At 69.5% G+C, this 17,394-nt stretch carries 16 protein-coding genes; 6 read left to right on the forward strand and 10 right to left on the reverse strand.

Translation table 11 applies throughout. The features are described 5' to 3' along the window. Nucleotides 1–18 precede the first annotated feature (18 nt). On the reverse strand, nt 19–591 hold the full coding sequence (locus tag ACFWBQ_RS14750; RefSeq protein ID WP_385487830.1) for a hypothetical protein: 573 nt from the start codon (nt 589–591) through the stop codon (nt 19–21). 123 nt (nt 592–714) lie between these two features. On the opposite strand from ACFWBQ_RS14750, the gene ACFWBQ_RS14755 reads away from it, so the two are divergent. Continuing rightward, nucleotides 715–1,416: a hypothetical protein gene (locus tag ACFWBQ_RS14755; RefSeq protein ID WP_385487832.1), complete on the forward strand. Its 702-nt coding sequence runs from the start codon at nt 715–717 to the stop codon at nt 1,414–1,416. A gap of 35 nt (nt 1,417–1,451) precedes the next feature. Here the strand turns inward: ACFWBQ_RS14755 and ACFWBQ_RS14760 are convergent, their stop codons facing one another. Continuing rightward, on the reverse strand, nt 1,452–1,907 hold the full coding sequence (locus tag ACFWBQ_RS14760; protein ID WP_385487834.1) for a MarR family winged helix-turn-helix transcriptional regulator: 456 nt from the start codon (nt 1,905–1,907) through the stop codon (nt 1,452–1,454). Nucleotides 1,908–2,022: 115 nt separating this feature from the next. Between ACFWBQ_RS14760 and ACFWBQ_RS14765 the strand changes: the two genes are divergently transcribed. The 3 genes from ACFWBQ_RS14765 to ACFWBQ_RS14775 all read left to right on the forward strand — a co-directional run bounded on the left by ACFWBQ_RS14765 (nt 2,023) and on the right by ACFWBQ_RS14775 (nt 5,243). Then, nucleotides 2,023–3,051 (forward strand): NADP-dependent oxidoreductase, encoded by a 1,029-nt coding sequence (locus tag ACFWBQ_RS14765; RefSeq protein ID WP_385487836.1) that lies wholly within the window; start codon nt 2,023–2,025, stop codon nt 3,049–3,051. 66 nt (nt 3,052–3,117) lie between these two features. Further along, nucleotides 3,118–3,546, forward strand: coding sequence for an organic hydroperoxide resistance protein (locus ACFWBQ_RS14770; RefSeq protein WP_385487838.1), 429 nt, complete (start codon nt 3,118–3,120; stop codon nt 3,544–3,546). A gap of 179 nt (nt 3,547–3,725) precedes the next feature. After that, on the forward strand, nt 3,726–5,243 hold the full coding sequence (locus ACFWBQ_RS14775; protein WP_385487840.1) for an alpha-N-arabinofuranosidase: 1,518 nt from the start codon (nt 3,726–3,728) through the stop codon (nt 5,241–5,243). Between the two features lie 52 nt (nt 5,244–5,295). On the opposite strand, the gene ACFWBQ_RS14780 is transcribed toward ACFWBQ_RS14775, so the two are convergent. The 7 genes from ACFWBQ_RS14780 to ACFWBQ_RS14810 all read right to left on the reverse strand — a co-directional run bounded on the left by ACFWBQ_RS14780 (nt 5,296) and on the right by ACFWBQ_RS14810 (nt 13,800). Continuing rightward, entirely contained in the window at nt 5,296–6,450 is a 1,155-nt protein-coding gene (locus ACFWBQ_RS14780; protein WP_385487842.1) for an aldose epimerase family protein, read from the reverse strand. A gap of 29 nt (nt 6,451–6,479) precedes the next feature. After that, nucleotides 6,480–7,724, reverse strand: coding sequence for a multiple monosaccharide ABC transporter permease (mmsB, locus tag ACFWBQ_RS14785; protein ID WP_385487844.1), 1,245 nt, complete (start codon nt 7,722–7,724; stop codon nt 6,480–6,482). Further along, nucleotides 7,721–9,271 carry a multiple monosaccharide ABC transporter ATP-binding protein gene (gene mmsA / locus ACFWBQ_RS14790; RefSeq protein WP_385487846.1) on the reverse strand — a complete coding sequence of 517 codons (1,551 nt, stop codon included), beginning with the start codon at nt 9,269–9,271 and terminating at the stop codon, nt 7,721–7,723. Before mmsA ends, mmsB begins: the two co-directional genes overlap by 4 nt. Before the next feature lie 32 nt (nt 9,272–9,303). Beyond that, nucleotides 9,304–10,413, reverse strand: a complete 1,110-nt coding sequence (gene chvE, locus ACFWBQ_RS14795; protein WP_385487848.1) for a multiple monosaccharide ABC transporter substrate-binding protein — start codon at nt 10,411–10,413, stop codon at nt 9,304–9,306. 139 nt (nt 10,414–10,552) lie between these two features. Further along, entirely contained in the window at nt 10,553–11,536 is a 984-nt protein-coding gene (locus ACFWBQ_RS14800) for a hypothetical protein (RefSeq protein WP_385487850.1), read from the reverse strand. Between the two features lie 93 nt (nt 11,537–11,629). Beyond that, nucleotides 11,630–12,649: a zinc-binding dehydrogenase gene (locus ACFWBQ_RS14805; protein WP_385487852.1), complete on the reverse strand. Its 1,020-nt coding sequence runs from the start codon at nt 12,647–12,649 to the stop codon at nt 11,630–11,632. Continuing rightward, nucleotides 12,646–13,800: a mandelate racemase/muconate lactonizing enzyme family protein gene (locus ACFWBQ_RS14810; protein WP_385487854.1), complete on the reverse strand. Its 1,155-nt coding sequence runs from the start codon at nt 13,798–13,800 to the stop codon at nt 12,646–12,648. The genes ACFWBQ_RS14805 and ACFWBQ_RS14810 overlap by 4 nt, the downstream gene beginning before the upstream one ends. 111 nt (nt 13,801–13,911) lie before the next feature. On the opposite strand from ACFWBQ_RS14810, the gene ACFWBQ_RS14815 reads away from it, so the two are divergent. Then, complete coding sequence (locus ACFWBQ_RS14815; protein WP_385487856.1) at nt 13,912–14,694, forward strand: EI24 domain-containing protein; 783 nt, start codon at nt 13,912–13,914, stop codon at nt 14,692–14,694. Nucleotides 14,695–14,707: 13 nt separating this feature from the next. Further along, on the forward strand, nt 14,708–15,316 hold the full coding sequence (locus tag ACFWBQ_RS14820; protein WP_385487858.1) for a LysE family translocator: 609 nt from the start codon (nt 14,708–14,710) through the stop codon (nt 15,314–15,316). Nucleotides 15,317–15,342: 26 nt separating this feature from the next. On the opposite strand, the gene ACFWBQ_RS14825 is transcribed toward ACFWBQ_RS14820, so the two are convergent. Continuing rightward, nucleotides 15,343–17,277, reverse strand: coding sequence for a flavin monoamine oxidase family protein (locus ACFWBQ_RS14825; RefSeq protein ID WP_385487860.1), 1,935 nt, complete (start codon nt 17,275–17,277; stop codon nt 15,343–15,345). Between the last annotated feature and the right edge of the window lie 117 nt (nt 17,278–17,394).

A 17,394-nucleotide genomic window follows, 5' to 3' on the forward strand; every position in this document is an offset into this window, starting at 1 on the left:
CGGACGGGGCGCCGGATCTCAGACCGTGCCGGGGAGCAGCCGCTGGAACAGGCCCCAGGTGAACTCGGCGACGTACGGCCGGTGGTCGGCCGGGTCGGTGAGGGCCAGCGCCCACCGGGTCGGCGCGCTGCCCTCCATCGGGCGGGCCGGTGCGAAGGCGCGGGCCACCTCGTCCACCGTGCACGACCAGGGGTGCAGGTCCCCGGTCGTACGGAGCTCGGGACCGGCCGCCCCCGGGGCCCTGACCAGCCACTCGTTCCATACGGCCCCGCCGGGGCCGGCCATCACCTCGAACCGCAGACCGGGCCAGAGCGGCAGCGGCCACAGCAGCGCGTCGCACTCCAGGTCGCCGACCTTGCGGCGTACCGAGCTCTCGGGCTCGCCGAGTACGGAGCGGTAGCGGCGCAGTGCGCCCCGGCCGCGGGGGGCGCGGAGCATGGCCTGCCAGCGCCGGTTCGCCTCCCGCATCTCGGCGAGCGAGGCGCTCAGTTCGTGGCGGGCGTCCTCCACCAGATCCGGCTGATGATCGGCCATCCGGCGCAGCAGGACGAGCTGGAACTGGAGGGGCCCGAACGGGGCGGGAGCGGTCATGGCGCCCATCCTGCCGCTTCTCACGCGTATCGGACGGCGCGCTTCGGAATCGGTGCTTCCACACAGGATCCTCACCTGAGCGGCTTCCTCCGTTGTTCCTTGCGCGTCTAGTCTGCGGGCGCCATGGATTACTGCCACCCGTGCCGACGGCACCTCAACGGCGCCCTGGCCTGCGCCGGTTGCGGAACGCCCGCCGATGCGCTGGCCCCCTACGCCGATCCGGCATTCTCCGGTCACGAGCCGGAACTGCTGGGCGAAACGCTCGTGCCCTCCGGGTCCGGAGGGCACCGCCGTCGTGCCCGGATCGCCGCTGCCCAAGGGCGTGGGCGCGGCCGTCGTGCACGCCGCCGCCGCGGTCGCGGGATCCTGCTGGCGGGGATCGGCGTCGTGCTCGCCGTCGGCGCGCTGAGCCTGGCCGAGCTGGCCATCGAACCGGACGGCGACGACGGCGCCGCCGACTACGTGAGCGAGTCGACGACGGCCGCGGCCGACCCTGTGCCGGACCTTTCGGCGAGTGCGGTGCCCGACGACCCGGCGCCGGTGGACGGTTCCCCCGTGGTCCCCGCCGCCGACTCCCACAGCTCCGGAACCGGTGAGGGGCCGAGCGGCTCGGCCGCGCCGGAGGAGTCTGCGTCGGCCTCCGCTCCGGCGGACGCCTCGCCCTCCCCGTCGCCCACGGATCCGGACGACACCGAGGCACCGGCCGAGCCGTCGAGCCCTGGGGAGCCGACATCCGGCCCGACGCAGTCGGAACCCCCGAGGGACCCCGACCCGACTCCGTCGCCGACCGAGACGTGCACGTGGTGGCTGTTCATCTGCGTGTGAGAGGCGTGAGAGCGCGGGGTGCCCGCCGGCGGTAGCTACGCCGCGGCCTCGGCGTCCCCGCTCGCGTCCGCGCCGAGCATCCGGCGCAGCAGGTCCCGCAGCACCGACCGCTCCGCGTCCGACAGCTCGGCGAGCGGCTCCCGGGCGAAGTCGAGCGCGTCCCGCAGCTGCCGGGCCGTCCGGATGCCATCCTTTGTCGGGGCGGCCAGCTTCACCCGTCGGTCGCCCGGGTCGGGGCGGCGCTCCACCAGACCGCGGAGCTCCAGGCGGTCGACGATGCCCGTGACGTTCGACGGTTCGCACTTGAGCTTCTGGGCGATCCTGCGCATGGGCATCGGCTGGAGCGAGAGCAGTCCGAGGACCCTGGCCTGCGCACCGGTCAGAGCGTGCGTCGCCGCAGCCCGGTCGTACTCCTCGTGGTAGCGCGCCACGACGCCACCGATGAGTTCGATGACTTCGAGGGTCAGAGGGTCCGTATGTGAGGTGGCCATGACGTTCAGGATACCCAATTACTTGACAAGGTGAAATATCTGGGCGCATGGTTGTTTCATGTCATGAAGCATTTCTTGCTTCCGCCCTGTGAGACGCCGAGGAGAACCCGAGCCCATGTCTGCAGCACTTCCCACGTCCAGCCGTGAATGGCACCTTGTCGCCCGCCCGCACGGCTGGCCCGAGGCCAAGGATTTCGCGCTGCGCGAGGCACCGGTGACCGCTCCCGGTGAGGGTCGCGTCCTCGTCCGCAACCTGCACTTCTCGGTCGACCCGTACATGCGGGGCCGGATGAACGACGTGAAGTCGTACACCCCGCCCTTCAAGCTCGACCACCCCATGGACGGCGGCGCGGTCGGTGAGGTCATCGCCTCCGAGGCCGAGGGCTTCGCCGTGGGCGACCACGTCCTGCACGGTCTCGGCTGGCGCGAGTACGCCTCGGTCCCCGCCAAGCACGCGGTGAAGGTCGACGCCTCGCTCGCCCCGCTCTCCGCCTACCTCGGCGTGCTCGGCATGCCCGGGCTCACCGCCTACGCGGGCCTGTTCGAGGTCGCCTCCTTCAAGGAGGGCGACGCCGTGTTCGTCTCCGGCGCTGCCGGTGCGGTCGGCAGCCAGGTCGGTCAGATGGCGAAGCTCAAGGGTGCCTCGCGGGTCATCGGTTCGGCCGGCTCCGACGAGAAGGTCAAGCTCCTCGTCGAGGAGTACGGCTTCGACGCGGCCTTCAACTACAAGAACGGCCCCGTCAGGGACCAGCTCCGCGAGGCCGCTCCGGACGGCATCGACGTCTACTTCGACAACGTCGGCGGCGAGCACCTGGAGGCCGCGCTCTCCTCGTTCAACGTGCACGGCCGCGCGACCATCTGCGGAATGATCGCGCAGTACAACGCCACCGAGCCCACCCCCGCCCCGCGCAACCTCGCGCTCGTCATCGGCAAGCGGCTGCGCCTGCAGGGCGTGCTCGTCGGCGATCACGCCGCGCTCCAGCCGCAGTTCGTCCAGGAGGTGGCCGGCTGGCTCGCCTCCGGTGAGCTCAAGTACAACGAGACGAAGGTCGAGGGCATCGAGCACGGTTTCGACGCGTTCCTCGGCCTCCTGCGCGGCGAGAACACCGGCAAGATGATCGTCTCGCTCGACCCCACCCGTTAGGCTCGGTGCCCGGCCGTCGCGGTCCGTGGGCGCGAGTCGCGGCGCATCAGCAGGAGGATTCCCGGCATGACCATTGAGCACATAGACGTGGCCTACACCGCTGTCGCCACCGCGGACAACGGCCGTGACGGCCGCGTCTCCTCCGACGACGGCAACCTCGACGTCGTCGTCAACCCGCCGAAGGCGATGGGCGGCAGCGGTGCGGGCACCAACCCCGAGCAGCTCTTCGCGGCCGGCTACAGCGCCTGCTTCCAGGGCGCGCTCGGTGTGGTCGCCCGCAAGGAGAAGGCGGACATCACCGGCTCGACGGTGACCGCGTCGGTCTCCATCGGCAAGACCGGGGCCGGCGGTTTCGGTCTGGAGGTGGCCATCACCGCCTCCATCCCGAACGTCGACCGGGCCACCGCCCAGTCGCTCATCGAGAAGGCGCACCAGGTGTGCCCGTACTCGAACGCCACCCGTGGCAACATCAAGGTCGAGCTGTCGGTCGCCTGACCGGGCACCGCGTACGTCCGAGGGCCGCACCCCATGGCAGGGGTGCGGCCCTCGGCCGTGTCCGGGGGTGAAAATGCGCAAGAGCATTGACCTTCGCGGAGGTTGGACCCTACGGTCCGTTCGAAGTGACGAGCAACATTCGATATATCGAACAGGACCGGTCGACCCGTGAGGAAGTCATGACCCGCACCGCGCGCTTCACCCTCGACCCCGCCTTCACCGTCGGCGACGTCGACCCCCGGCTCTACGGATCCTTTGTCGAGCACCTCGGCCGCTGCGTCTACGACGGCATTTACGAACCCGGCCACCCGTCCGCCGACGAGGCCGGGCTGCGCACCGACGTCCTGGACCTCGTCCGCGAGCTCGGCGTCACCGCCATCCGCTACCCGGGCGGCAACTTCGTCTCCGGCTACCGCTGGGAGGACAGCGTCGGCCCCGTCGACGAGCGCCCCCGCCGCCTCGACCTGGCCTGGCGCTCCACCGAGACGAACCGTTTCGGCCTCTCCGAGTACATCGACTTCCTCCGGAAGATCGGCCCGCAGGCCGAGCCGATGCTCGCCGTCAACCTCGGCACCCGCGGCGTGCAGGAAGCCATTCAGCTCCAGGAGTACGCCAACCACCCGGCCGGCACGGAACTCTCCGACCGCCGCATCGCGCACGGCGACAAGGACCCCTTCGGGATCAAGCTGTGGTGCCTGGGCAACGAGATGGACGGCCCCTGGCAGACCGGCCACAAGACCGCGGAGGAGTACGGGCGCCTCGCCGCCGAGACGGCCCGCGCGATGCGCCAGATCGACCCGTCCGTCGAACTCGTCGCCTGCGGCTCCTCCAGCCGCGGCATGCCGACGTTCGCCGCGTGGGAGGCGACGGTGCTCGCCGAGACGTACGACCTCGTCGACTACGTCTCCCTGCACGCCTACTACGAGGAGACCGACGGCGACCGCGGCTCGTTCCTCGCCTCGGCCGTGGACATGGAGTCCTTCATCGAGAGCGTCGTCGCCACCTGCGACCACATCGGCGCCCGCCTGAAGTCCACCAAGAAGATCAACCTCTCCTTCGACGAGTGGAACGTCTGGTACATGGCCCGCCACCAGCAGGACACGGCGGAGAGTCCGCTCGACTGGCCCGAGGCCCCGCGGCTGCTGGAGGACAACTACAGCGTCACGGACGCCGTCGTCTTCGGCAGTCTGCTCATCGCGCTGCTGCGCCACGCCGACCGGGTCACCGTCGCCTGCCTCGCCCAGCTGGTCAACGTGATCGCGCCGATCATGACCGAGCCCGGCGGTCCCGCCTGGCGGCAGACGACCTTCTTCCCCTTCGCCCAGGCCGCGCGCTACGGGCGGGGCCAGGTCCTGGACGTACGGGTGGACTCACCCACGTACGGGACGGCGAAGTACGGCGAGGCCGATCTGCTGCACGCCACCGCCGTACGTGACCCGGAGTCGGGGGCGGTCACCGTCTTCGCGGTCAACCGCAGCCAGAACGACGCACTGCCGCTCGAAGTGGCTCTGCACGGGCTGGACCTGAGCGCGGTGGCCGAGCATCAGGTCGTCGCCGACGCCGACCCCGAGGCCCGCAACACCCTCACCGAGCCCGAGCGGGTCGCCCCGCACGCCGCCGAGGGCACCGTGCTGGCCGACGGCACGCTCAGGGCCACCCTGGAACCGATGTCCTGGAACATGATCCGGCTGGTCTGACAGCAAGGAGCGGCGCCCCCCAGCCAGGGGGGCGCCGCTCCAGGGGCCGCGGTCAGCGCGTCGAGAACGCGTGCACCGTCGTCGAGCGGTACGTGTCACCGGGGCGCAGCACCGTCGAGGGGAACGACGGCTGGTTGGGGGAGTCCGGGAAGTGCTGGGACTCCAGGCAGAACGCGTCGCCCTGGCGGTAGACCCGGCCCGAGGTCCCGGTCAGCGTGCCGTCCAGGAAGTTGCCGGAGTAGAACTGCATACCCGGCTCCGTCGTGTACATCTTCATCACCCGGCCCGAGCCCGGCTCCGTGACGGTCAGCGCGTACTCGGGGCGGCTCGTGAGCCCCTTGTCCAGTACGTAGTTGTGGTCGATGCCCTGCCCGTATCCGATCTGCTCGTGGGGCGTGCGGACGGCCTCGCCGATCACCCCGGCCCGCCGGAAGTCGAAGGGCGTACGGGCGACCTTCGCGAGTTCGCCCGTCGGAATGAGGGTCGAGCCCACCGGTGTGTAGTGCGAGGCGGCCAGTTCCAGGACGTGGCCGTCGATGCTGCCGCTGCCCTCGCCCGCCAGGTTGAAGTAGGTGTGGCTGGTGAGGTTGAGAACGGTGGCCTTGTCGGTGGTGGCGGAGTAGTCGATCCGCCACTCGCCGCGCGCCGTGAGTGCGTAGACGACGCGGACGGCGAGCGTCCCCGGGTAGCCCGCCTCCCCGTCCGGGCTGGTCCGGCTCAGGACCAGACCGACCTCTCCGTGCGCGGTGAACGGCTCGATGTCCCAGACCCGCTTGTCGAAGCCCCGGTCGCCGCCGTGCAGGCTGTTCGGCCCGTCGTTGACGGGCAGTTGGTGCGTGACGCCGTCGAGCGTGAAGCGTCCCTCCGCGATGCGGTTGCCGAACCGCCCGATCAGACCGCCGAAGTACGGAGACTTCGCCGGGTAGTCCGGGAGGTTGTCGAAGCCGAGCGACACGTTCGCCGTACGGCCCCGCCGGTCGGGTATCTCGAGTGACTGGACGACCCCTCCGTACGACAGGACCTTCAGCCGGGTCCCTCCGTTGGAGAGCGTCCAGCGGTACACCTTCGTACCGTCGGCGAGCGTGCCGAACAGTTCCCTGGACGGGGTGCGTCCGGCCGTCGTGGCGTGGGCGGGGGCGCCCGCCGCGACGGCCAGCCCGGCAGCGGCCGTGGCCGCCAGGACGGTGCGTCTACTGGTTCCGGTCATTGAAACAACTCCTGTTGTCAGAAGGGGTGTTACGAACCGACCTTGCGCTTGTTCCAGACGTCGAAGCCGACCGCGGCCAGCAGGACGAAGCCCTTGATGACCTGCTGGTAGTCGGTGCCGATACCGACGAGGTTCATACCGTTGTTCAGCACACCCAGGACCACGCCACCGATGATCGCGCCGAGGACCGTGCCGACGCCGCCGCTCATCGACGCGCCGCCGATGAACGAGGCGGCGATGGCCTCCAGCTCGAAGTTGAGGCCCGCCTTGGGCGAGGCCGCGTTGAAGCGGGCGGCGAAGACCAGACCCGCCAGGGCCGCGAGCATGCCCATGTTCAGGAAGACCAGGAAGGTGACCTTCTTGTCCCTCACGCCCGACAGCTTGGCCGCGGGCAGGTTGCCGCCGATGGCGTAGATGTGGCGGCCGATGATCGCGTTGCGCATCAGGTAGCCGAACCCGACGACCAGCACGCCGAGGATGAGCAGCACGACCGGGGCGCCCTTGTAGCTGGCGAGCAGCAGCGTGACAGTGAGGACGGCCGAGACCAGTGCGACCAGTTTCAGCAGGAACAGCTTGGCCGGCGGCACGTCGAGGGCGAACTCCTGCTGGCGCTTGCGGTCGCGGACCTCCTGGAACACCACGAAGACGATCAGGGCGAGGCCCAGCAGCAGGGTGAGGTTGTGGTAGTTGGTGGTGGGGCCGACCTCGGGCAGGAACCCGTTGGCGATCTTCTGCAGGCCCTTCGGGAAGGGGCCGAGGGTCTGGCCCTTCAGGAAGATCTCCGTCAGGCCGCGGAAGAGCAGCATGCCCGCGAGGGTCACGATGAACGACGGTATGCCGAGGTAGGCGATGAAGAACCCCTGCACCGCGCCCGCTACGGCTCCGATGGCCAGGCACAGCACCACCGCGAGTGGCCAGGGGAGATCGTGTTCGACCATCAGTACGGCGGCCATCGCGCCGATGAACGCGGTCAGCGAGCCGACCGAGAGGTCGATGTGGCCCGCGATGATGACGAGCATCATGCCGATCGCGAGGATCAGGATGTAGCTGTTCTGCAGCACCAGGTTGGAGACGTTGCGCGGCAGCAGCAGGTCGCCGTTCGACCACACCGCGAACAGCACCACGATCAGGCCGAGAGCCATCAGCATGCCGTACTGGCGCATGTTGCGGCGCATGCCGCCGAGTATCAGCTGCAGCAGGCTGTCGTCGGAGGCCGAACCGCCTCTGCCGGGCGGCGCGGGGGCCGGGGTCTTGGCGGTCACGTCCGTGCTCATCGGGTTACCTCTTTGTCCTTCGTCATCTGACGCATCAGCGCTTCCTGCGAGGCCTCGGCCCGCGAGAACTCACCCGTCAGCCGTCCCGCGGCCATCGTGTAGATGCGGTCGCACATGCCGAGCAGCTCCGGCAGTTCGGAGGATATGAAGACGACCGCCTTGCCCTGGGCGGCCAGCCGGTCGATGACCGTGTAGATCTCGTACTTGGCGCCCACGTCGATGCCGCGGGTGGGCTCGTCCAGGATCAGCACCTCGGGACCCGCGAAGATCCACTTGCTGAGGACGACCTTCTGCTGGTTGCCGCCGGACAGCTTGCCCACCGGCTCGAAGACGGTCGGCGCCTTGATGTTCATGGACGTGCGGAAGCCCTCGGCCACCTGCCGTTCCCCGTGCTCGTCGACCACACCTCGCTTGGCGACCTTGCCCAGTGCGGTCAGCGAGATGTTCCGGTTGATGGTGTCGATGAGGTTGAGGCCGTAGTGCTTGCGGTCCTCGGTGGCGTACGCGATGCCGTGCTTGACCGCCTCCGGGACGGACTTCGTGCGGATCTCGGTGCCGTCCCTGAGGACGGTGCCGCCCGCGTACCGGCCGTAGGAGCGGCCGAAGACGCTCATCGCCAGCTCGGTGCGGCCGGCGCCCATGAGCCCGGCAATACCTACGATCTCGCCGCGCCGCACCTCGATCGAGACGTCGTCGACGACCTTGCGGTGCTGGTCGATGGGGTGGTGCACGGTCCAGTTGCGGATCTCCAGGGCGGGCGCGGTCCCCTCCTCCGGGTGGTGCGGGGTCCGCTCCGGGAAGCGGTTCTCCAGCTCGCGGCCGACCATCCCGCTGATGATCCGGTCCTCGGTCGTCTCCGTAGCCTTCACGTCGAGCGTCTCGATGGAGCGCCCGTCGCGGATGATCGTGACCGAGTCGGCGACCCGGCGGATCTCGTTCAGCTTGTGCGAGATGATGATCGAGGTCATGCCCTGTTCCTTCAGCTGGAGGATCAGGTCGAGGAGTTTGCCGCTGTCCGCGTCGTTGAGCGCCGCCGTCGGCTCGTCGAGGATGAGCAGCTTCACCTTCTTCGACAGCGCCTTGGCGATCTCCACCAGCTGCTGCTTGCCGACGCCGATGTCGGCGACACGGGTTTCCGGGTGCTCGTCGAGACCGACCCGGCGCAGCAGTTCGCCGGCATGCCTGAGGGTGTCGTTCCAGTTGATCAGTCCGCGCTTGGCGTGCTCGTTGCCGAGGAAGATGTTCTCCGCGATGGAGAGGTACGGCACCAGCGTCAGCTCCTGGTGGATGATCACGATGCCGTGCTGTTCGCTCGCCCGGATGTCCTTGAACCGGCAGGTCTCGCTCTCGAAGAGGACGTCCCCTTCGTAGCTGCCGTGCGGATGGACACCGGAGAGCACCTTCATCAGGGTCGACTTGCCGGCGCCGTTCTCTCCGCAGATGGCGTGGACCTCGCCCTGACGGACAGCCAGCGTGACGTCCGAGAGCGCTTTGACACCGGGAAAGGTCTTGACGATCGAGCGCATTTCCAGGACGGGTCCCGCCATGGTCTTGTCTTCCAATCCTTGAGGGAGCCCGGTTACTTGAGGTCGTTCTCGGTGTAGTAGCCGTCGTCGATGAGGGCTTCCTTGTAGTTGGACTTGTCGACGCTGACCGGCTGCAGCAGGAAGGCGGGGACGACCTTGACGCCGTTGTCGTAGGACTTGGTGTCGTTGGTCTCGGGCTTCTTGTCGTTCAGGGCGGCGTCGACCATGGCCGAGGCGACCTTGGCGAGCTCGCGCAGGTCCTTGTAGACGGTCTGGGTCTGCTCACCCGCGATGATCGACTTCACGGAGGCGAGCTCCGCGTCCTGACCCGTGACCACCGGCACGGGCTTGGCCTTGGTGCCGTAGCCGTCCGACTTCAGGGCGGAGAGGATGCCGACGGAGATGCCGTCGTACGGCGAGAGCACCGCGTCGATCCGGGCGCTGCGGTAGCCGGACGTCAGCAGGTCGTCCATGCGCTTTTGGGCGGTGCCGCCGTCCCAGCGCAGGGTTGTTACCTGGTTGAGGGCGGTCTGCTTGGACTGGACGACCAGTTCGCCCTTGTCCATGTACGGCTTGAGGACCTTCATCGCGCCGTTGAAGAAGTACTTGGTGTTGTTGTCGTCGTTGGAGCCGGCGAACAGCTCGATGTTGAAGGGGCCCTTCTTGCCGTCCTTCAGACCGAGCTTGTCCACGATGTACGTGCCCTGCAGCTCGCCGACCTTCTCGTTGTCGAACGAGGCGTAGTAGTCGACGTTCTCCGTGCCGAGGATCAGCCGGTCGTAGGAGATCACCGGGATGTCGGCGTCCTTGGCCTGCTGCAGCACGTTGCCGAGGGACTTGTTGTCGATCGCGGCGATGATCAGGGCGTCCACGCCCTGCGTGATCATGTTCTCGATCTGCGAGACCTGCTGGTCCGGGTCGTCCTCGCCGTAGACGAGCTTGGTCTTGTAGCCCTTGGCCTTCAGCTCCTTCTCGACGTTGGCGCCGTCGGAGATCCAGCGCTCGGAGGACTTGGTCGGCATCGCGACGCCGATGGTGGCGCCGTCGGAGCCACTCTTGTCCTCCTTGCTGCCGCCGTCGCCGCCCTGGCCGCAGGCGGTCAGAGTGAGGGCGAGGGAGGCAGCGGAGGCTATGGCGGCGAGTGCGGCTCTGCGGTTGCGCATAGTCATCATCCTTGATGTGGGTCCGGGCTCGGTCCGGTGGTGCCGGTACGCCCAGAAAGCTGAGGGCAAGGCGACCGAGAATTGATGTGTGGGATTGTGCGCGGCTGTGTCTTCTTTTGTGGAATGAGTTTCCGGAACGTTACGACGAGATTCCGAACCGGTTGAGCGAGCCCGGCATCCGGGTGCCGAGCGGAGCCATGCCCCCGTCCGCCCCGTGCCGCGCGAGCAGGTCCAGCGCGAGCCGGCCGCGCCGTACCCGCTCCTTGGCGGTGGCCAGCGCCAGCTCCCGCAGGTGCTGGCCGTACGGGTAGATCCCGGGCGACTTCGAGAGGCCGAACTTCAGGTACAGCGGCGCGCCGCGCCGGATCAGTTCGGCGACCTCGTACATCCGCACATAGCCGCCGAGGTCGTCCGGCGCCTCGATGTAGAGGTCCATCGGGGCCCGGGAGACCCGGCGGATCTCGGTGAGCTGGGCGAGCGTCAGGTCGGAGGGAATGTTGATCGAGTCGGCACCGAGCTGCTCGAACACGGAGTACGAGGCGGGGTTCACCGGTCCGATCAGCGCCGACACCTTGAAGGTGGTTCCGGCCGGCAGGAGACCCTGCTCACGCAGCCGGTGCAGGGTCCACAGGACCCCCTCGTCGGCCACGAGCAGGCACGTGACGCCCAGCCCGGTGGCGCGCAGGGCATCCTCGACGCAGCCGGCCAGGGCGTCGTGGCCCCGGGAACGCAGCCCGGCACCGCCGGAGTCGGTACGGACCGAGGCGCCGGTGTCCCAGGTCCCTCGCGGACCGGTGAACAGGCAGAGCTCGATGTCGCGTTCGGCGCAGCCCTCCACCATCTCGGTGATCTCCGCGTCCGTCAGCATCCAGATGCCGCTGCCCTGGCTGATGCGGTGCACGGGGACATCGAGGCGGGCGGATTCCTTCAGGACGACACCGAGGGCCTCCGGCCCCTCCACGGACGGCACCTCGGTGCGCCAGCTCCCGCCGTCGGGGAAGGAGTGCGGGGAGGCGTCGGCGGTGGACAGGGGCGCGGCGCCGAGTCCGAGCGCGGTGAGCACGGCGTCGCCGGGACGGCGGGGGCCGATGGCACCAGGGGAAGAGACTGAGACGTCGTTCACGGCTGGTCCTTCATGTTCGGTATTTCGGACGAGGTTCGGATCATGGGGTGTGCGCCGGTACGCGCGGGTGCGGAGAATCTCAGGGCGGACCCGTCACGGGCGCAGCAGCACCTTCCCGGTCCCCGGGCCCCCGGCGCCGACCAGCGCCACCGCCTCGGCGAACCGCTCCAGCGGGAACTCATGGGTGATCAGCGGTGCCGGATCGAGCAGCCCGGCCGTGAACGCCCGCACCGCGTAGGACCAGGCCGCCGACGGTGCCCCGAAGACGCTGCGCACGGTGAGCTGGCTCAGCGACAGATGCACCGGATCGATGCCCACGGCCCCCGGGGTGAACATCCCGGTGAGCACCACCCGCCCGCCGCGCCGCGCGAGCAGACACGCGTCGGCCGCGGTGGACGGGGCGCCGGCGGTCTCCACGACCAGGTCGTAGCGGCCCCGTACCTCCTGTGCCTCCTTCGGGGTACGGGCCTCGCTCGCCCCGAAGTCCAGTGCCAGGGACGCCCGTTCCTCCCGCGGGTCGATCACGGTCAGCTCCGCGGGCGACACCGCCGCCAGCAGCTGGACCGCGAGCAGCCCCAGCGTCCCCGCCCCCAGTACCGCGACCCGCTCGCCGGGCTCGGGCGCCCCGGCCCGCACCGCCGCCGCGATCACCGCGGCGGGCTCCAGCAGGGCGGCGGCCCGCAGGTCGGCGTCGTCGGCGAGCAGGTGCAGCAGCCGGGCCGGGACCACCACATGGTCGGCGAACGCGCCGGGCCGGGTGAAGCCCGTCTCGTCGTACCCCGCCGTGCACAGGGAGGTCTCCCCGCACCGGCACCGCTCACAGCGTCCGCAGGCCCGGAAGCCCTCGGCGACCGTACGCCGCCCCCGCAGCGCGGGATCGACACCCTCGCCCACGGCGTCGACGGTCCCCGACCATTCGTGACCCGGCACGACGGGATAACGCACATAGGCCGGGTCCCGGTGGCCGTCGTACACCTCGCGGTCGCTCATGCAGATCCCGGCCGCGGCGACGTGCACCCGGACCTCGCCGGGACCCGGCTCCGGGAGCGGCCCCTCGGAGAGCCGGTGGCTGCCCGGCCGGTCGATGGTCAACGAACGCGAGAACGTGCTCACTTGGGCTGCCTCTTCTCCCAGCCGTCCGCCCACAGGTCGAACCGCGCCTGCTGCTGCGGGAATTCGGCGGCGGCGTCCACATCCAGCTCCACGCCGAGCCCGGGGGCGTGGGAGAGCTCGAAGCAGCCGGTGGCGGGATCGACGTGCGGCGCGCCCTTGACGACCTTCTTGATGTCGGCGTCCGCGAAGTCGTTGAAGTGCTCGAGAATCTTGAAGTTGGGCGTGCAGCCCGCGAGCTGGAGACTGGCCGCCGTCAGGACCGAACCGCCCACATTGTGCGGGGCGATCAGCATGTAGTGGGTCTCCGCGGTCGCGGCGAGCTTGCGGGCCTCCAGGATGCCGCCGATGTGGCCGACGTCCGGCTGGATGATGTCGACGGCCTGCGACTCGAAGAGCTCACGGAACTCGATCCGGTCGTGGATGCGCTCCCCGGTCGCGATCGGCAGATCGACCTTCTCCGCCACCTTGCTCAGCGCCTTGAGGTTCTCCGGCGGCACCGGCTCCTCCAGCCAGGCAGGCTTGAAGGGTGCCATCTCGCGGGCGATCCGCACCGCCGTCGACGGGCTGAACCGCCCGTGCATCTCCAGCATCAGCTCGGTGTCGGGCCCGATGGCGTCCCGTACGGCCTCGATGAGGGACACCGCGTACCGGGTCTCCTCCTGGCCGAGCTCGAAGTGCCCCGTACCGAAGGGGTCGATCTTCAGCGCCCGGTAGCCACGCTCCACGACCGCCTGCGCCGCCTTGTGGTACGCCTCCGGCGTGCGCTCGGTGGTGTACCAGCCGTTGGCGTACGCCTTGACCCGGTCGGTGACCTTCCCGCCGAGCAGCTGCCAGACCGGGACCCCGAGGGCCTTGCCCTTGATGTCCCAGCACGCCATCTCGACGACCGCGATGCCGGACATCACGATCTCCCCGGCCCGCCCGTAGTCGCCGTACTTCATCCGGCGTACGAGGTCCTCCACCGCGAACGGATCGGAGCCTTCGATGTGGTTGGCCGAGGCTTCCCGCAGATAGCCGACCAGCGCATCGGTGCGCCCCAGCATCCGCGTCTCGCCGACTCCGGTGAGACCCTCATCAGTATGAACCTGGACATAGGTGAGGTTGCGCCAGGGCGTGCCGACGACATGCGTGCTGATTCCGGTGATACGCACGGCTGTTACCTCTCGACTGTTCGGTATTTCGTCACTCGTTCGAAATGCTGGCGTGACGGTAATGACGGGCCCGGGGCAGTGTCAATGGTTCGCGCAAGTACGCTGACGCGCATGAGTGATCTCGGGGCGGGTTTCGGCTACTTGATAAAGGGACAGCGCTGGGCCTTCGGGCACGGCCGGTGGTTCGGATTCGGCCTGCTCCCGGGCCTTGTGACACTCGTCGTGTACGCGGGCGCCCTCATCGGACTCGGCTACGGCGGCGACGACTTCGTCGCCTGGGCCACCCCCTTCGCCGACGACTGGTCCTCGCCCTGGCTGGGGCTGCTGCGGAACACCCTGGTCGTCCTGGTCTTCGTCCTCGGGCTGTTCGTGGCGGTCATCACCTTCACCGCGGTGACCCTCCTGGTCGGCCAGCCGTTCTACGAGTCGCTCTCCGAGGAGGTCGACCGCAGCGAGGGCGGCGAGGTGCCCGAGTCGGGGCTGCCGCTCATGCGCGAGCTGTGGATCTCCGCCCGCGACTCCGTCCGCATCCTGCTGCGCGTCGCGCTGTACGGGGTGCTGCTCTTCGCCCTCGGATTCATTCCGGTCATCGGGCAGACCGTGATCCCCGCTATAGGTTTCTGCGTCACCGGCTACTTCCTTGCCGAGGAGCTCACCGCCGTGGCACTCCAGCGTCGCGGCATGGTCCTGAAGGACCGGCTCGTCATGCTGCGCGGTCGCCGCCTGATGGCCCTCGGCTTCGGCGTCCCGCTCGCACTCTCCTTCCTGGTCCCGTTCGTCGCCGTCTTCCTGATGCCCGGAGCCGTCGCCGGGGCCACACTGCTGGCCCGCGACCTCACCGCACCGCCTGCTCCGGACCCGGCCCCTTCGCCGTTCACCCTGCACAAGGACTGAGGAGCGCCCGGTCATGACCGAGATCCTTGCCGTTGCCCTCATCACCGTGCTCGCGGTCATCAGCCCGGGCGCGGACTTCGCGATGGTCGTCCGCAACAGCTACCTCTACGGCCGCGCGACCGGCCTGCTCGCGGCCACCGGAGTGGCCGCGGGCGTCCTGGTCCACGTCACGTACACCATGCTCGGTGTCGGCCTGCTGATCGCCTCGTCCACCGCCCTGTTCACCGCGATCAAGCTGGCGGGGGCCGCCTACCTCGTCTACATCGGCGTACGCACCTTCCTCGACCGCGGCGACCTCACCGTCGACCTCGGCGAGAAGCGCAGCCTGAGCGGGCTCGGGGCCCTGCGCACCGGCTTCCTCACCAATGTGCTGAACCCCAAGACCACGCTCTTCGTCGTGTCCACCTTCACCCAGGTCGTCGGGCCGGACACGGCCCTGTGGCAGCAGGCGGGCTACGGGATGTTCATGTCGCTCGCCCACTTCGGGTGGTTCGGCCTGGTGGCCCTGTTCTTCTCCCACTCACACCTGCGCACCGCGATGCTGCGCCGCCAGAAGGCCCTCAACCGCACGATCGGCTCGGTCCTGGTCGGCCTCGGCCTCACCCTGGGCCTGGCCCGCTGAGCCGTTTCCGAGCCGCCCGGCGGCCGTCAGCCGCCGTGGACCTCCAGCGCCGTCCTGACGGCCGACTCCAGCGCTCCCTCGATCCAGGCCGGCTTGACGGACGTGTGGCAGCCGGCGAAGTGCAGCGGCCCCTCCGGGGTGCGCACATCGGGGAACAGCTCGGTGTGCTGGCCGGGCAGGAGCACCGAGGCCTCGCCGTACGCGTACGGGTCGCGCATCCAGGACTGGGTGCGGCCCACGCCCGTGTAGAACCCCTCGATCCGCTGCCCGTACACGTCCTGGACTCCGCCCAGGGTGCGCGGGTAGCGCTCGTCGTCGTCCAGCGAGTCCCACTTCAGCGCGTCGTCGGCCCAGCTGTACGAGGCGAGCAGGACGCCGCCCGCGCTGCCCTCGACCGGGTGCGAGGGCTGATACATGAAGCGGTTGGCGTTGTCCGTCACCGAGCCGCCGCCGATGATGTGGGCCGCCTCGGGCTGGTTGCGGGCGGTGGCCCGGCAGGCCGCGTAGTGCACCCGCTGGCCGGGCGGAATGTGGCCCCTGGGCACGGACGGGTGGGCACCCAGCAGTGAACCGTCGGCCGGTGCCTTGCCCAGCCGGTAGTCGTCGTACAGGCCGGGACGGACCGCGTCCAGCTCCCGCTTCCAGTCCGCCTCGTCGAACTCCCACCAGCGGCGGCTGAATTCGAGCAGCACCTTCGTCGCCGCGTCGTAGTGGATCTCGGTGATGGCGCGCCGCTTGCCGTACGAGAGCGCGGGCGTGACAGGGATGTGCCGCAGCCCGGAGAAGGGCACGGTGATGATCGCCCGGTCTCCGGTGAACGTCTCCCGGACGACGGGACCGCCCCGGCCCTCCGAGACGGTCTCGACGCTCACCCCGTCCGCGGTGTGGCTGATCCGCGTGGCCCGGCGATCCAGCCGCACCAGGTCCTCGACCTGCGCGTACATGGCGTCGGCCAGGGTTGCGGTGCCGTCGGGCAGCTCGAGGAAGGAGGTGGCCGGGCTGATCAGCGAAGCCCCGATGAAGCTGTGCAGGAACGCGAGATGGAGACGCGAGGTCATGTTCTCGACGGTGCCGATGAGGTCGACGGTCCGCTCGTCGAGCTTGGCCGCCTCGGTCAGGTACCGGTACATCGACCAGTGCCCGTACCGCTGGAGCACTGTCGCCCAGCCCTCGACCAGGGCGGTTCCCTCCTTGCCGTCGATCTCCTTGCGCACGGGAGCGAACGCGTCCCGGACGATCTGCGAGGCGGGGATGTTCTCGTGACTCGCGGGCACCCCGAAGGAGCGGTTCACCGCCTGGGGCTTCTCGGCGTAGTCGGCGCGACGGACCCGGATGCCGTTGACGTGGATCCAGGTGCGGTTGGCGGGACGGCCCTCGCCGTCCACGTCGACCAGGTGGAAGCGGCGGGTCTTCAGCCCGAGGCCGGCCATCAGCCCGGTGACCAGCGGGTGGCTGTCCGGGATGCGCATCGCGCCGGCCTCGGCGTACTGCTTCGGATCGGCGAAGGGCTGCTCCGACTTCTCGTGGCCGCCCGCCCGGAAGGTCTTGATGCGGCCGCCGACCCGGTTGCCGTTGGCCTCGATCACGGTGACGGTGTGACCGGCCTCGTGGAGCAGCCGTGCCGCGGTGAGCCCGGCCGGTCCCGCGCCGACGACCAGCACCTTCCTGCGCGCGGCACGGGTGCGGGGCAGGCCCTTCTCCAGCAGGACCTCGCGGTAACCGGGCACCAGGTCACGGTTGTTCTCGTCCCGTACGAGGATGGCGCGGGCGACGGTGAGGCAGGCGTCCCAGTCGGATCCGGGCGCGGCTGCGGGCGCGGCAGCGGTGGTCCGGGACACCGCGGCACCTGCGGACGGGGTGGCCGCGGTCACGGCGAGGGCCGCGGCACCGGCAGTGGCGCCGGCGATCAGGGAACGACGGGAAGGCAGGACGGACGACGGTTCATCAGCTGGTGAAGTCATGTTGATCACCCTGCTGCGCGGGACTGCCGGGGCCGTCGCGGACGCGCCCCCGCCGCCCTGATTCACCCGCCGGTGATCTTGCTGAATCGGTGTTGACGCAGGTCACCGCAGGGGGAG

The organism is Streptomyces sp. NPDC060035 (assembly GCF_042736635.1).
In the GTDB taxonomy this organism is placed as follows: domain Bacteria; phylum Actinomycetota; class Actinomycetes; order Streptomycetales; family Streptomycetaceae; genus Streptomyces.